Raw genomic sequence first — 15207 nt, forward strand, 5'->3', positions numbered from 1 at the left:
TACAGGCGCCTGAGAACTGCAGGCGCATGAGCACTGCCGGCGCGTGAGCACTACACCTGCGCCTCGACGGCCTCCCAGAGTCTGAGCAGTTCAGTCTCGGAGTAGACCCGCGCGGGTGCGATGACCTCGTCGACGGCCACGAAGTAGAAGACGGCGTCGATGAGTTCGGGTTCGACTCCGCGCCATTTCGAGTACGCGAGTCGGTACAGCGCCAGCTGCAGTTGTTTCGCCTCGAGATCGGCTGCGTCCACCGGGGCACGCCCGGTCTTCCAGTCGACGATCTGATAGCGGCCGACTCTGTCGAAGACGGCATCGATCTTGCAGACCACGATGTGGCCGCCCAGCGCCAGGTGGATCTCGATTTCGACGTCGACCGGCGCAAGCCCTGACCACTCCGATGCCTCGAACGTTGCCTGGAGCGCTCGCAAGGCTTCGTCTTCAGCCGTGTCTGCGACCCTGGTGGCGACCAGCAGCCCGTCACTGTCGAGCGCTTCGTCGGCGTCGAGCTCGAGCAGTGATGCATCGAGTTGCTCAGACCCGCCGATGATGCCGTACCGGTTCTCCACCCAGGTGTGAAAGCGCGTGCCCAGCCTGGTCTGGCGGTAGGGGCGCTCAGGCATCGGGCGTCGGAGCTGCCGCAGCACCGCGGGCGTGTCTCCGACGTAGTCCTTGAACCGGGAGGCGGCTACACGAACGGGTACGGCCAGGGGCTCCCCCGCTGCTGAGGCTGCGCGTTCGGCGAGCAACAGGTCGATGTCGTTCGACCACTCGGTCTCGAGCGTGGGGTCAGCGCTCAGCACGAGTTCTGCCGCAGCATCCACCCTGGCCTGTCGTGAACCCAGCGGGTCACTCGGCCATGGCACGAGCCGCACCGACTCCGGCAGCGGATTCTGTTCGTTCTGAGGGGCGTCGGGAAGGGCATCGGGTGCGATGAGCCCGTGACCTGCTAGCTCGGTGAGAAACAGGCCAGGGCCGCGGTGCTGCGTCTGGATCGACCAGAACGAGCCGCTCAGGAGGAGGCTCTGCCTGGCACGGGTCACCGCAACGTAGATGAGTCGCCTCTGCTCTTCGGCGTAACGGTCGACGATCTCATCGTTGAACTCCGACTTCGCGGTGGCGAACTCGGCCTGGGTGTCGCAGCTGCGCCACGGCAGAAAGGGCAGTTCGGCGGCGTCGCCCCTGAATTCGAACGGAAGTTCGCCGAACGCAAGCCACCCCTGCTTGCTCTGGACCTTGCCGGGCAACTCGTCTTCGACCATTCGCGGCACTGAAACGACGTCCCACTCCAGGCCCTTGGCGCCGTGGATGGTGAGGATCTGCACGGTTCCGGGTTCTGGCTCCTCGGACCGAGGGGAGAGCTTGTCGCGTTTCTCGGCCTCTTCGAGCCACGAGAGGAAGACGCCGAGGCCCGCGGTCGCATCCGCGGCGACGAACGCCGTGACCTGCTCGGAGAAAGCGTCGAGACTGGCCTGGCCGAGGTACGACCTCTCGTTCGCTGCCACCTCGATGTCGAGCAGGAGCTCCTGGGTGACGAGATTCACCAGGTCGAGAAGGTCGAGACCGGTGCGGGTGCGGAGGAACGCGAGCTGGGACCCCGCCTGGCGGATGCGGGCAACCCCCGCCTCGCTGAAGCCTTCGAGCATGCGGTGACCGGCAGGCGCTGTCGCCACAAAGTCCACAGCGTCGACCAGAGACCGGGTCTCGTCGGCAACCACGGAGTTGCGCAGACGCTGTTTCACGCCCGCATCGAGAGTGGCGAAATGATGATCGCGTTCGGCGAGCCATGATGCGACACGACTGAGAACGAGAACATCACGAAGGCCGACACGCCATCGGGCTCCGGTGAGCAGTCGCACCAGTTCGGATTCGGCCGCCGGATAGTAGATGACCCTGAGCGCCGAAACGAGGTCAGCGACGGCGGGTTCTTCGAGCAGGCCCCCCAACCCCAGCACGTGAAACGGCACGCCGTGTTCGGCCAGCGCGTTGGTGAAGGCGTCGATCTTCTTGATCGAACGGCACAGCATGGCTGCCGACCTGACCGCGCCCCTGGAATCGGGGATCGCGAGCTGGTGCTTGAGCCATCGGGCGACGGCCTCGGCCTCATCGGTGACCGTCTCGCCGTAGAAGGCATCGACAATGCCCGTGCCAGCATCGGGGCGCGCCTCGAGGCGTTCGACGGCAACGGCCGATGCCGCCGTGAGGGGCGCAACGAGGGTGTTGGCGACATCGAGAACGCGGAGCGGGTTTCGCCAACTGGTCGAGAGCGCGAAAGACCTGGCGCCGTCACGCTTTCCGGTGAAGTCCACCGCGAACGTCGCCAGGTTTGCCGCACTTGCGCCGCGCCAGCCGTAGATCGACTGGTGCGGGTCGCCCACAGCCATGACCGGCTGACCACCGAAGAGCTGCGACAGGAGCCTTGTCTGAACGACGCTCGTGTCCTGGTACTCGTCGAGCAGAATGACGCGGAATCGGCCGCGATAGTCGGGGATCACTCGGGGCACTCGCTCGGTGATGGCAAGGGCGAGGGCGACCTGGTCGGAGTACTCGACGAAGCCGCGCCGGATCTTCTCGGCGGAGTACTGCTCAGCCAGATCGACGAGCACCGGCAGCGCCTGCACGGAGACGATGGCATCGCGCAGGGAGGCGTTCAGTGTCTTCACGCGTGTCGAGCCCGTCGGCAGGTCGGCGAGCTGCTCGAAGTCGGAGGCGAGCGCGATGACCTCGGAAGGCGTGACCACGTTCTCGCTCATGGCACGGCTGAGCGACAGTACGGCCTCGGTGAGCGAGTCGATGGGCTTGTCGAGGGTGATGAGCCGATCATCCGTGCTGCTCGTCACGATCTTTCGCGCCATCTGCCACGCGGATGCTTCGCTCAGGATGCCCGAATCACCCTCGCGGCCGATGAGAAGGGCGTTGTCTCGAAAGATGCTGTTGGCAAACGAGTTGTACGTGGCCACGGTCGGCGCGTCGAACGGATCGAATGCGGCGATCGTGGGCTGCGAGGCGTCGCTGGGCTGCACGCCGGCGCTGGGCTGGGCTGCAGCAACGCGCTGCGCTGCATCACTGCGCTGGGCTGCATCACCGCGCTGCGCTGCCGCGAGCTGGTCGAGGCGTGACCGGATGCGCTGCGAGAGCTCCCCTGCCGCCTTCCGTGTGAAAGTGAGGCCGAGGATCTCCGAGACCGGAACGAGATTGTTGGCCACGAGCCAGACCACCCGGTTGGCCATCGTCTCGGTCTTGCCGCTGCCAGCGCCAGCGATCACGATGCTCGGGGAGAGAGGGGCCTCGATCACCGCCTGTTGCTGCGGAGTGGGTGCCGGCAGACCGAGCTTCCCAGCGATTTCGAGCGCGCTGATCATCATGATGAGACTGCCTTCACGAGGTGGATCCGATAGCGCCAGGATCCGTGGGGGTCGCGATCGCCGAGGCCGTCGCGGCCAGGGAAGACGGTTCCGGCCATGCCGAGCGCGGCACGCTCGATGCGGCCGCGGAAGAACTGCTCTGACTCTTCGTCGAGGGGTGGCTGGGTCAACAGTTTGTAGAGCACCTTCTTCGATCCGGCGCCCGCACTGAGGGCCACGTAGAGCAAAACGGCACCGCCGTTCTGCGACGGGTCGATGACGATGGGCCCAGTTCGCGACTCAGTTCGCGACTCAGTTGGGGACTCGGTTCGGGACGCTGCTGAGGATTCAGCTGAGGATTCTGCCGGAGTCTCCTTCGGCGCGGGGTTGACCACCCCTGCGAGCAGTGCGATCTGGTAGCTGCCGAGCTGTGCGTGTTCGGTCACGCCGAGCGCAGACGGAGCATATGCACCGGTCTTCAGGTCGACGACACTGACGACGCCATCCGGACCACGCTCGAGGCGATCGATCGTTCCGCGCAACCGCGCGCGACCGACCTCTACGACGAACCCGGCTTCGCCGCCGACCAGCTCCCCTCCGCTGCGTTCGAACTCCCTGAGATACTCGGAGAGACCCTCCACGCGCCGGAATGTGCGCCGACGTTCTCTCTCGGCGAGCCACAGTGACTCGAAGTCGAGCTCATTCCAGCGTTCCTCGAGTCGACCCCAGAGTGCAGTCACACTCAGGTCTGGCTGGGTTTGGGCCGCCACTTCCTCCATCACTGAGTGCACGATCGTGCCGATGCTGGCCGCCATGCCGAAGGTACTGCCGGAGACTTTGTCGATGTACCACGCCAAGGGTGATTTCTCGAAAGTCTCGAGCTTCGACGGCGAGACATCGACGAACACCTCAGGGTCGTCGAGATCAGCCAGCGGCTCAACCGTCGACGGGTCGAGCAACCCGAACCAGCTGGCCGGATGCGCGCCGGGCACTCCTTCGGCAGCGAGACGAGCGAGTGCTGTCGCCGCCTCTGGGCGCCCCGTTACTGCGAGTTCCCGGCGGAGGGTGCCCGTCAAGGCTCGCAAGGTCAACGGGTGTGTGAGAGCGGGTGAACCACTGGTTTCAGCCCGGCCGATCACCGGAGCCTCGGGAGCGAGCCGCAGGAACGGAGACGGCTGTTCGTCGTCGTTCGCGACGCAGCTGAGCACGGCCTGGGTGGTGGCCCGCGAGGCCGCGAGCACGAACATCCGGAGTTCGTCACCCATCACTTCGGCGCGGTCATCGATTGCGCCGGCCCCCTGCCCAGCGAAGTGTTGATCGGCAGCGCGATGATCCGCGGAGTGTTGATCCGCGGAGGGAAGACCAGCCACCACAGAGCTCAGCCGGTCGGGGTGCAGCAGCGAGCCGCGCAGACGAAGGTTCGGCCAGACCGCTTCCTGGAGGCCGGCGATCACGACGATCTTCACCTGGACGCCGACGACGCCCGTCGGAGTGGAGACGAACACAGAATCACCGGCAGCGCGTGGTGAGAGAGAGTCCTCTGGCACTTCGCTCTCGCGCACGTCGATCAGGAACTCGGTTGCGGGGCGATGGGGGCTGCGTTCGACGAAGCGCTTTGCCGCAGTGAACAGGCCGACGATACCGTCGAGGTTGCGGTTGGCCTCGTCCGCCAGAATTCCCGACCCCCTGGACTGGGCCAGCCAGAGATCGGGAAGTGCGCTCCGGCTCCAGGCCGACCAGAGCAACTCCTCGATGCTGGCTCCGCTCGCATGCATGCTCCTGACGACACCCAGGCTGTCGGCCAGGCGGGCGACCCTGCGCGCGGGCGACGAGTCGATGGTGACAAGTCGACCGGGTGCATCAAGCGCCTCCCGCAACAGCAGCTCGGCCGAACGATTGCCTCCACCCGCCAGCTCTTCGTGGCGGAGTGAGAGCCGCAACCGGCGCAGCGAAACGGCATCGAGGCCCCCGAATGGCCCCAGCAGCAACTCGGTGATGGTCTCGTCATCGAGCTCCTGCACTCCCGTCGCGACCGAGATGACCGTGACGAGATGACGGGCCGAGTAGTCGTCGCGCAGTGCACGACCGCCCGTCGTGGTGGCCGTCGGCACTTCGGCCAGCGCAAGCCCCCTGGCGAACGACGAGATCGCCCCGCCCGATCGCACGACGACCGCCATCTCTCGCCACGGGACCCCTCGCAGCAGGTGGTGTTCGCGCAGAAGCTGGGCGATCTGTGCCACCTCGGCGGCAGGCGAGGTCGCTTCGATACGCACGACAGGGTGGTCGATCCCGGCCGGCGCTGCTGCCGCTCCAGCACCCTCGTACTCTTCAGCCCTCGGGTTCGCTTGCGGGTCATCGCCGCCACCAACACTCAGTGCTGCCCGCTGGCGCCCGGCCGCTGCAGCACCGATGCGCGCTGTCGCTCGCTGAACCAGACTCCGGATGCCCGGGCCATGCCTGTACACACCCTGCAGGTACATCGTGGGCTCCGTCGCAACGGCGAGTACCGAACCCAGGCGCCCCAGGCTGTCGGTCGAACCGCCACGAAAGCTCGCGCTGGCTACGTCGGGGTCCCCGAAGGCGACGATCGCAACTCCGCTGCGTGCGAGGGTCGAGAGAAAGTTCACGGCCCCGCTCGAGAGCTCGGGAAAGTCGTCGACGACCACCAGTTTCACCCCGCGCAACACCTCGGCCTCGCCGCGAGCCACAACGAGGCGAGCCTCTGCGATCAACTCAGCAGAGTCGAGGTACGAATCGCGAAAGCTCGAGGCGACCTGCTGGTATTCCTCCGCGAACTCACCAGCAGCCACCCATTCGGCGACATCGTGTCGTTTCCCGAGCTCCCTGAGTTGCCGGGGTGAGATGCCCTCCTCTGTTGCGCGCATCATGAGTTCGCGCAGTTCTGTTCTGAAGCCGCGAAGCACCCGCACTTCGGGGCGCAATGGGTCTGGCCACTGGGGGCCTGTGTCGGTTTCGAGGTGACCCTCGATGAGCTCAGCGATGATTCTGTCGTGTTCTGCCCCGGTCAGGAGCGCAGGCGGGGCGGCCCCCGTGCGCGCGGCCTGCGCCTGCACGATCTGGAAGGCCAGCGAATTCACCGTTCGGGCGAGCGGACCGTTCGTGGGCGACGCAATTCTGAGCGCGAGCGTGTCACGCAAGCGTGTAGCGGACTGCCTTGTGGGAGTGAGCACCACAATCTCAGACGGCGCAAATCCACGTCGCGTGACCTGATCGGCGACGAGTTCGACGAGTACCGTCGTCTTCCCGGAGCCGGGAGCACCGATGACAGCGACCGATGAGCCGTGCGGGAGGCGTAGGACTGCCTGTTGTGATTCGTCGAGGCGCAGTGATTGGTCGAGGCTCAGTGATTGGTCGAGGCCCAGTGATTCGTCGAGGCCCAGTGATTCGTCGAGCAGCAGAGATGTGTCGTGTTCGAGCGATGCCGGAAGCTGCGGGGATGCGTCTGGCCGGGTGCGCTTCGCTTCGGGTTCGTCGTCCACGCCTGCAACGCTAGCAACCGCCGGCGACACCCACCGCCGCACGATCTCGACAGGTGTTCGCTCAGGGCTGAGGGCCTGCGGGCGCGCAGGGGCGATTCGGCACAGGGGAACTGTCGTAATCTGGGCTGTGGTGATCAGAGCACACGATCACTCAACCGTTGAAAGGCGCACCTGGTGGAAATTCGTATCGGCATCACACAGACTCCCCGAGAACTCAGCTTCGAGTCGACCCAGACTCCCGACGAGATCGAGAAGCTGGTTTCTGACGCACTCGCCTCCGGCACTGGTCACCTGTCGCTCAAAGACAGCAAGGGCAAGCTCTACCTCGTTCCCGTAACCGGCCTCGCCTACGTCGAGATCGGCTCAGAAGACACCCGCCGAATCGGCTTCGTCGGCTAGGGTCAGCTCACTATGGAACTTCTCTTCGTCGTCCTGGCCGGAATCATTCTGGGGTTGGCAGCACGCTACCTCTTTCCGTTGAGGGAGACGCATGGGGCGTTCCTCATCCCCGCGATCGGGGCGGTCACCGCTTCGGTCGTGTGGGAGGCCCTGACCTGGCTCGGCTGGGCCTGGAATGGCGGCTGGATCTGGACGACGACGCTCCTGCTCACCGCAGCCGTCGTCTCGGTTTCGGCCGTGACCATCGGGCGTTCCAGGCGCAGCAGGGACCGGGCCCAGCTGAGTGCCCTTCTGTCTCCCAAAGCGCGAGCGGTCTAGGCAACTCCTCGGGTCACCGCACCGCTCAGGCGGTCAGCCCCAGCCCGTCCATGCGCCGGCTGTGCTTGGCGATCAGCTCCGTGAACACCGGCTCGATCCGCTGTTCATCGTTCTGCGGGTTCCCGCTGTGATGAATGGCTGACCGGGCAACCAGAAGCGTGTCGCCGACGAGTCGCCTCCCCCAGAGGGCAAGGCGCGAGCTGAGCAGGGGGTCGGCCGACATCGCGTCGGAGAGCAGGGTCACGATCACCTGGCGGCCATCGTCACCTGCAACGATCCTGGCCGAACGTGGGCCGACATCGCCCTCGAGACCCGTTGCCAGCAACACGAAGAAATCGTCGAGAATCCCGGCGGTCAGATAGATGCTCGTCAACGACTCGAACCAATCCCCGCCGCGGATCTCCGCTGAATACCTGTCGATGGCGGGCGCAAACGGCTCGATGACGTTCGATGGCTCGGCGACGAGCCTTCGAAGTTCGGCCGTCAGCTTCTCGTGTTTGGCCAGGGCGAACCCCGCAGCCGGCCCGAGCAACTCTTTCGCCCCGACGTTCGGCGCGAGCATCACCGCTCGCGCCAGCGACTCGAACACCGAGAGCTGGATGTAGGCCGCCTGACCGAGATAGGGCACGATCTCCGGCGTGAGCTCAGCCAGGTTGACGCGCTCGGTCAGCGCGGGAGGCCGACGCGGCTTCAGCCGCGGAACCTCGATGCGCACCTTTGGGCGCTTGAAAACATCAAACACCCGGCGAGTCTACCGGCTGGCAGTGGGCTACCGATCGACTACTTCGGTGACACTCGAACGCCGAAGCGCGCCCCACGGCGGTGAATTCCGGATGCTCGGCTAAACTGAACGCAGCCCTGACACGAATCGGGGCGTCTACGCCCCCAGCCAGGCGCCATCGCCGGCCCTAGTTCTGTCGAAGATCGCGTATCCGGGCACATCGTGTCCGAGCAGTACACGGTGTGCAGCTCAGTTTCACTCCAGGTGCACTTCTCAGGACTCTTCACTTTCAGGCGTAGCCCACACAACGACAGGGCACCCCCAATGACATTCTCTGAACCGAACACCGAATCCAGTACAAATACAGGCATCGATGCAGACGTAATCGATGCGGACGCAATCGATGCTGTCGAGATCGATGCGGTCGCGGTCATCGATGTGATCGCACCGGACCCCACACTTCCCGACGCGGTCATCGATGAATCGACCTTCAGCGATCTCAAAGTCGACCAGGACCTCGTCGATGCGCTGGCGTCGAAAGGCATCATCCACCCCTTCCCGATCCAGACCCAGACCATCCCGCTCGGCCTCGAGGGCCAGGACATCATCGGCCAGGCCAAGACCGGTACTGGCAAGACGTTCGGCTTCGGCCTCCCTCTGCTGCAGAGCCTCGGGCAGAACCCGGCTCCCGGAGTGCAGGCGCTCGTGGTCGTTCCGACCCGTGAACTCGCCGTACAGGTCACCGAAGACCTGCAGCTTGCAGCCAAGAACCGGCCCACGACGGTCATCGCCATCTACGGCGGCAAGTCGTACGAGGGCCAGATCGAGCAGCTGAAGGCCGGCGCGCAGGTCGTGGTCGGCACCCCCGGCCGTCTTCTCGACCTCGCAGGCCAACGCCTGCTGTCGCTCGCCAACGTTCGCGTCATGGTGCTCGATGAGGCAGACAAGATGCTCGACCTCGGCTTTCTCGCCGACGTCGAGAAGCTCTTCTCGCAGACGCCGGCCGGCCGCCACACGATGCTGTTCTCCGCGACGATGCCCGGCCCGGTTGTCGCGCTCGCACGCCGGTTCATGACGCGTCCGATCCACATCCGCGCGACAGATCCCGACGAAGGCCTGACCCAGGCGAACATCAAGCACGTGGTCTACCGCGCGCACAACCTCGACAAAGACGAGGTCATCGCGCGCATCCTGCAGGCGAACGGCCGCGGTAAGACCGTCATCTTCACCCGTACCAAGCGTGCGGCTGCCCGGCTGGTCGAAGAGCTCGGTGACCGCGGGTTCAATGCCGCTGCCGTGCACGGCGATCTCAACCAGGAGCAGCGTGAACGCGCCATGGCCGCGTTCAAGGCCGGCAAGCGCGACGTTCTGATCGCCACCGACGTCGCCGCCCGCGGTATCGACGTCAACGACGTGACACACGTCATCAACCACACCATTCCCGAAGACGAGAAGACCTACCTGCACCGCGCCGGCCGCACCGGCCGCGCGGGCAAGACCGGTATCGCGGTCACCTTCGTCGACTGGGATGATCTGCACAAGTGGGCGCTCATCAACAAGGCACTCGACATGGGCCAGCCGGAGCCGGTCGAAACCTACTCCTCCTCCCCGCACCTCTTCACCGACCTCGACATCCCGGCAGGCGTAAAGGGCCGCCTGAAGCCGACTCCCCCGGCAAAGGGTGTCGACGCTGCGGATCGGCCGCCACGCGCTCCGCGTGAGGGCTCTACCGGCGGGTCACGCGGCGGCAACTCGAACGCTGGCGGCTCGGGTGAAAGTCGGGCTCCCCGTGAAGGCGGCAGCGAGCGCCCGCCGAGGTCGCGCAACCGTCGCCCCAACGGAAGCGGAGCATCCATTACCACCACCACCGAGGTCGCGGCCAGCGGCCTGGCCGGCGACACGACGGCAGTCAGCTTCTCGGGCGCAGTGGACGCAGCAGGTGATGCCCCGGTAGGCGGCCAGGCACACGCGGGCCACGAACACCACGATGGCAACAGCGCTCCACGCCGGCGCACCCGGTCGCGCAACCGCGCACCACGCCCCGAGTGAGCCAGACCCCACAGTGAGCAGTGGGCAACCGAATCCGCTGACCCCGAACTCGCTCACCCCGAACGAGATCGTGAAGCTGCAGGCGCTTCGCCGCATGAAGCTCCTGGCAACAAGCCTGTTGCTCGTGATGGCCGTGATCTTCGCGGTGGCGTTCGCCCTGCAGTCACGCTACCCGTGGCTGCAGTACGTGCGCGCGGCCGCCGAGGGCGGCATGGTCGGTGCCCTCGCCGACTGGTTCGCCGTGACCGCGCTGTTCCGGCACCCGCTGGGGCTGAAGATTCCGCACACGGCGATCATCCCGACCCGCAAGAACGAGATCGGGGCCAGCCTCGGCGAGTTCGTCGAAGAGAACTTCCTCTCCGAGGCGATCGTGCGCCAGAAACTCGCCGACGTCGGTGTCTCCCGGGTGGTCGGCAGCTGGCTCTCGAAACCAGCGAACGCCGAGCGCATCACCAAGGAACTCGCCAGTGGGCTGCAGGGCGCCCTCACCTTCTTGAGCGACGACGAGATCCGCGAGGTGATCGAAGGCCTGGCGCGAATGCATCTGGTCGGTCGCGACTGGTCTGCCCAGATCGGTGAGCTCGCCCAGAAGGTGATCGAATCCGGCCATCACCACCTCGCTGTCGACCTCCTTGTCGACAAGACCGAACAGTGGCTCGCTGCCAACCCCGACTCGTTCACCGAGCTCGTGTCGCGGCGCCTTCCCAGCTGGCTGCCGTCATTCGTCGACAAGCTGGTCGACGAGCGCGTCTACCGTGAAGCGCTGAAATTCGTGCAGTCGGTGCAGGTGAACCCCACGCACCAGCTCCGCCTTGCCCTCGACACCTACCTGTTGCAGCTCAGCGCAGACCTGCAGCACGACCCCGAGATGATGCGCCGTCTCGAGAGCGTCAAGGAGAACCTGCTCGACGACCCGCGACTGCGCGAACTGGCCGGTCTGGCCTGGGACGCGATCAAGTCGGCGTTGCAATCGTCATTGGCCACCCCAGGAAGCCCGCTCCGCCTGTCGATCCAATCCACCCTCGCCGACGTCGGCGCGCGATTGGTTTCGGATGCCCGGCTCGCCCTCACCGTCGACACCTGGGTCGGCAACGCCGCCGCCCACCTCGTGCAGAACTATCGCCACGACATCGCCGCCGTCATCGCCGAGACCGTTGAGCGGTGGGACGGCCGCGAGGCCAGCCAGAAGATCGAGATCCAGGTCGGAAAAGACCTGCAGTTCATCCGCATCAACGGGACCGTCGTCGGCTCGCTGGCAGGCCTGGCGATCTTCACGGTCGCCCAGGCCGTGGTTACACTCACCAGCTGATCGAGAGCGTCGATACTGACGCATCGGCCGTGGCTGATCAGCCGTCACGCTTGGGCCCCGAGGTTACGCGTGGATCGGCTGCGAACCCGTCGCACGATCGACGATCTTCTGCAGAACCTCGAGGGGCGTCGTGTTCTCGCCAAGCCGGTTCGGCTTCCCGGAGCCGTGATAATCGCTCGAACCCGTGACCTCGAGCCCGAACTTCTTCGCCAGCTCGTAGAGCCTGGTCTTGCCGTCGGCTGTGTTGAGGCTGTGTTCGATCTCGAGACCGAAGAGTCCAGCATCCACCAGCCGGCGCAGGTTGGATTCGGGAATCACCCGATCGCGACCACTCGTTCCCGGGTGGGCGAGCACGGGCACTCCCCCGGCCGCCACCACCAGCTGCACGCCGATCAGCGGCGTCGGGGCGTAGTGCGGCTGGAAGTAGCCTGCCTTCCAGTGCAATATGCCCTGAAAGGCATGACTCCGCGTCGGTGCGAGGCCTTTGGCAACCAGGGCATCGGCGATGTGCGGCCGGCCTATGGTCGCCCCTTCGGTGGTCTGGTCGAGGACGTCCTGCCAGCTGAGGTCGTAGTCCTCTGAAATGCGGGCCACGATGCTCTCGGCACGCTTCATTCGGGCGCTGCGGATCGTGGTCGTCTCGGCCAGCAGCGCTTCGTCTGTGGGGTCGAAGAGGTAGGCCAGAAGGTGAACGCTGGTGTACTCCTGCCGGGTGCTGAGTTCCATTCCGGGGATCAGCGACAGGCCGTAGTGGCGGGCGGCCTTCGAGGCGGATGCCCATCCTGCCGTCGTATCGTGGTCGGTCAGGGCGATCGTTCCGAGGCCTCCCTCGTGTGCAGACCGCACGACCTCGTACGGGGTTTCCGTTCCGTCGGACGCACTGCTGTGAGTGTGAAGATCGACAGGACCGCGGAACGCGGGTGCAACGTCAGGCATACCCCCATGCTAAGGCGTGCGATCGATACGCTTGCCGCATGCCGGGTGGCGTTGCGCTGGCCGGATGGTGGTCGTGACAGACCCGGCCACCTCACATCCGCGCCCTTGACATTGACGCGACGTCAATCTCTACAGTTCAGTTGTCGATGAAAACGTGGAAGGAGATCCTGGGATGGAGTGGTCGATCAACGACGTCGCCCGCCTTGCCTGCACGACGTCGCGAACTCTCCGCCACTACGATTCCCTCGGATTGCTGGCACCGAGCCGGGTGGGGTCGAACGGCTACCGCTACTACGACGAGGCAGCGCTGGCCCGGCTGCAACGGATCCTGCTCCTCCGGGAGCTGGGCGTAGGACTCCCCTCGATCGCTGAGATCCTCGCCAATCGAGGCAACAACGGAGACGCTCTGCGAAGCCACCTCCGTGGGCTTCATCAGCAAAAGGAACGGCTGGACCGTCAGATCGACTCGGTCGAACTCACAATCTCAAGAATGGAAAGAGGCGAAGAACTCGTGGCAGAAGAGATGTTCGAGGGTTTTGAACACACCCAGTACAAGATCGAGGTCGAGCACAACTGGGGCGCCGAGGCATATGCGCAGTCGAGCCGGTGGTGGAACTCCCTGACGACCGATGGCCGAACAGACCACGCGCGCGAACAACACAGCATCCAAGACGCATTCACGGCTGCCCACGGGGCCTCTCTCGGCGTCGACAGCAGCACCGTGCACGAGATCGTGAAACGACACTTCGATTGGATCACGGCGGCCTGGGGCGGTGCCAGTCCCACCTCTGAGCAGTTCGTCGGCATTGCTGACATGTATGTCGCAGACGAACGGTTCAGCGTCAACTACGGCGGCATCGACGGCGCCCGGTACGTGCGCGACGCGATGATCGCCTTTGCCGCGATGCTTCGCTGAGGTAACCAGAGGCCCCTGGCGCACCTCCGGCGCCCGAGTCGCAATCGCCTGTCACGAGCGAGACAATGGAGTATGGCTGATTCGACAGACACTGCAGTGACAGAGACCGCTTCAACGACCGCTTCACCAGGCACCGCTTCTCCAGGCACCGATCCGGCAAGCCCCGCCCCTCGCGCCACCTCGAACCGCTCGACGACCCCCGGCTCTGAGGCTTTCAAGCACTACATCTCCGAAGGGTGGGCCGAGCGAACGGATGTTCTGCCGCCCGCCCGCGAACAGGCCCCCTTCGCCGCCGACCGTCGCGCACGCATCTCGGCGATGTACCCGGGCATGCGGCTGATCATCCCCGCCGGTCGACTGAAGCAGCGCTCGAACGACACCGACTTCGCCTTCCGAGCCCACACCTCCTTCGCGTACCTCACCGGGTGGGGCTCAGACAGCGAGCCAGGGTCGGTGCTGGTGCTCGAACCGATCGACAGCCCAGAAGCCGGCAACGGCGGCGAAGGCCACACGGCGTCCCTCTACTTCCGCGAGCGCGCCGGCCGCGACTCCGACGAGTTCTACGCGAACCCCGAGATCGGTGAATTCTGGATCGGCCCACGCCCCTCGCTTGCGCAGGTCGCCAGTGACCTCGGCCTGCAGACCTTCGGAATCGCCGAACTCGACGAGGTCGTCGAGACCTCCGACGAGAACACCCGCATCGTCCGCGAGGCCGATCCCGCGCTCACAGCCCTGGTCGACGCGAGCCGTGGCGAAGCCTTCGAACTCGCTGAACTCGACACGGTGGGCAACAGGAGCGCGTCCTCCGACCTGCTCGAACGTGACCTCGCTGAGTTGCGGCTCGTGAAAGACGAGTACGAGATCGCCCAGATGCGCCTTGCCATCGCTGCAACCGCACGAGGCTTCGACGACATCATCGCCGACCTGCCACGGATCGTCGCTCACGAGCGCGGAGAACGTCTCGTGGAGGGTGTGTTCTATGGCCGCGCGCGCTCAGACGGCAACGCACTCGGCTATGACACGATCGCCGCATCCGGCCCGCACGCCTGCATTCTGCACTGGACCCGCAACGATGGCCCCGTGGTCCCCGGCGACCTGATTCTCATCGACGCTGGTGTCGAAGCCGACAGCTACTACACCGCAGACATCACGCGCACCCTGCCTGTCTCCGGCACCTTCAGCGAAGAGCAGCGGATGATCTACGAAGCCGTGCGCGAGGCCGCCGACGCCGCCTTCGCCATCGTGCGCCCCGGCATCCGGTTTCGCGAGATCCACCAGACCGCCATGGCCGTCATCGCCCGCCGAACGGCCGAGTGGGGCCTGCTGCCTGTGAGTGCCGAAGAGGCCATCAAAGTCGAGAACCAGCAGCACCGACGCTACATGGTACATGGCACGAGCCATCACCTCGGCCTCGATGTGCACGACTGCGCCAGGGCGAGGCGTGAAATGTACCTCGACGGTGTACTCGAAGCCGGCAACGTCTTCACGATCGAACCTGGGCTCTACTTCCAGCCAGACGACCTGACGGTGCCGGTGAACTTCCGCGGCATCGGCGCGCGCATCGAGGACGACATCCTTGTCACGCCCACCGGAGCCGAGAACCTGTCGGTTGCGATCCCGCGCTCGGCTGACGATGTCGAGTCATGGGTGAGGGCGGCGGGCGGCCTATGACGGCCGCTCGCTCACACCCCGGCACGGTGAGGGCGGCGGGCGGCCTA

Annotated in this window: 10 protein-coding genes; 6 read left to right on the forward strand and 4 right to left on the reverse strand. The window is 65.5% G+C overall.

Translation table 11 applies throughout. From position 1 onward, the window contains the following. Nucleotides 1–50: 50 nt before the first annotated feature. Nucleotides 51–3362 carry an ATP-dependent DNA helicase gene (locus KPL76_RS13440; RefSeq protein ID WP_216333982.1) on the reverse strand — a complete coding sequence of 1104 codons (3312 nt, stop codon included), beginning with the start codon at nucleotides 3360–3362 and terminating at the stop codon, nucleotides 51–53. Beyond that, on the reverse strand, nucleotides 3359–6841 hold the full coding sequence (locus KPL76_RS13445; RefSeq protein WP_253202051.1) for a PD-(D/E)XK nuclease family protein: 3483 nt from the start codon (nucleotides 6839–6841) through the stop codon (nucleotides 3359–3361). The genes KPL76_RS13440 and KPL76_RS13445 overlap by 4 nt, the downstream gene beginning before the upstream one ends. Nucleotides 6842–7015: 174 nt before the next feature. Here KPL76_RS13445 and KPL76_RS13450 point away from each other — a divergent pair, with 174 nt between their 5' ends. After that, a complete protein-coding gene (locus KPL76_RS13450) occupies nucleotides 7016–7240 on the forward strand; it encodes a DUF3107 domain-containing protein (RefSeq protein WP_216333983.1) in 225 nt (74 codons plus the stop codon). A 12-nt stretch (nucleotides 7241–7252) separates the two neighbouring features. Continuing rightward, nucleotides 7253–7558: a hypothetical protein gene (locus tag KPL76_RS13455; RefSeq protein WP_216333984.1), complete on the forward strand. Its 306-nt coding sequence runs from the start codon at nucleotides 7253–7255 to the stop codon at nucleotides 7556–7558. A 25-nt stretch (nucleotides 7559–7583) separates the two neighbouring features. Here KPL76_RS13455 and KPL76_RS13460 read toward each other — a convergent pair whose 3' ends face one another. Continuing rightward, complete coding sequence (locus KPL76_RS13460; protein WP_216333985.1) at nucleotides 7584–8300, reverse strand: ferritin-like fold-containing protein; 717 nt, start codon at nucleotides 8298–8300, stop codon at nucleotides 7584–7586. A 303-nt stretch (nucleotides 8301–8603) separates the two neighbouring features. Between KPL76_RS13460 and KPL76_RS13465 the strand changes: the two genes are divergently transcribed. Both KPL76_RS13465 and KPL76_RS13470 read left to right on the forward strand, forming a co-directional pair. Further along, nucleotides 8604–10328 carry a DEAD/DEAH box helicase gene (locus KPL76_RS13465; protein WP_216333986.1) on the forward strand — a complete coding sequence of 575 codons (1725 nt, stop codon included), beginning with the start codon at nucleotides 8604–8606 and terminating at the stop codon, nucleotides 10326–10328. Beyond that, nucleotides 10267–11637, forward strand: a complete 1371-nt coding sequence (locus KPL76_RS13470; protein ID WP_216333987.1) for a DUF445 domain-containing protein — start codon at nucleotides 10267–10269, stop codon at nucleotides 11635–11637. The genes KPL76_RS13465 and KPL76_RS13470 overlap by 62 nt, the downstream gene beginning before the upstream one ends. A 63-nt stretch (nucleotides 11638–11700) precedes the next feature. Here KPL76_RS13470 and KPL76_RS13475 read toward each other — a convergent pair whose 3' ends face one another. Continuing rightward, the gene (locus tag KPL76_RS13475) at nucleotides 11701–12573 is read right to left on the reverse strand and encodes a PHP domain-containing protein (RefSeq protein ID WP_216333988.1); all 873 of its coding nucleotides are present in this window, start codon (nucleotides 12571–12573) and stop codon (nucleotides 11701–11703) included. Nucleotides 12574–12745: 172 nt separating this feature from the next. Between KPL76_RS13475 and KPL76_RS13480 the strand changes: the two genes are divergently transcribed. Together KPL76_RS13480 and KPL76_RS13485 are read left to right on the forward strand one after the other, a co-directional pair. Further along, nucleotides 12746–13489, forward strand: coding sequence for a MerR family transcriptional regulator (locus KPL76_RS13480; protein WP_216333989.1), 744 nt, complete (start codon nucleotides 12746–12748; stop codon nucleotides 13487–13489). A 72-nt stretch (nucleotides 13490–13561) separates the two neighbouring features. Then, on the forward strand, nucleotides 13562–15160 hold the full coding sequence (locus KPL76_RS13485) for an aminopeptidase P family protein (RefSeq protein WP_216333990.1): 1599 nt from the start codon (nucleotides 13562–13564) through the stop codon (nucleotides 15158–15160). Nucleotides 15161–15207 lie beyond the last annotated feature (47 nt).

Origin of the sequence: Subtercola sp. PAMC28395 (assembly GCF_018889995.1) — a bacterium.
GTDB lineage: Bacteria > Actinomycetota > Actinomycetes > Actinomycetales > Microbacteriaceae > Subtercola.

What these genes read in the sequence shown, in the direction of transcription:
- KPL76_RS13440 (WP_216333982.1), bottom strand. Translation starts at nt 3,362, where the DNA reads ATGATGATCAGCGCGCTCGAAATCGCTGGGAAGCTCGGTCTGCCGGCA.
- KPL76_RS13455 (WP_216333984.1), top strand. Translation starts at nt 7,253, where the DNA reads ATGGAACTTCTCTTCGTCGTCCTGGCCGGAATCATTCTGGGGTTGGCA.
- KPL76_RS13465 (WP_216333986.1), top strand. Translation starts at nt 8,604, where the DNA reads ATGACATTCTCTGAACCGAACACCGAATCCAGTACAAATACAGGCATC.
- KPL76_RS13470 (WP_216333987.1), top strand. Translation starts at nt 10,267, where the DNA reads ATGGCAACAGCGCTCCACGCCGGCGCACCCGGTCGCGCAACCGCGCAC.
- KPL76_RS13475 (WP_216333988.1), bottom strand. Translation starts at nt 12,573, where the DNA reads ATGCCTGACGTTGCACCCGCGTTCCGCGGTCCTGTCGATCTTCACACT.
- KPL76_RS13480 (WP_216333989.1), top strand. Translation starts at nt 12,746, where the DNA reads ATGGAGTGGTCGATCAACGACGTCGCCCGCCTTGCCTGCACGACGTCG.
- KPL76_RS13485 (WP_216333990.1), top strand. Translation starts at nt 13,562, where the DNA reads ATGGCTGATTCGACAGACACTGCAGTGACAGAGACCGCTTCAACGACC.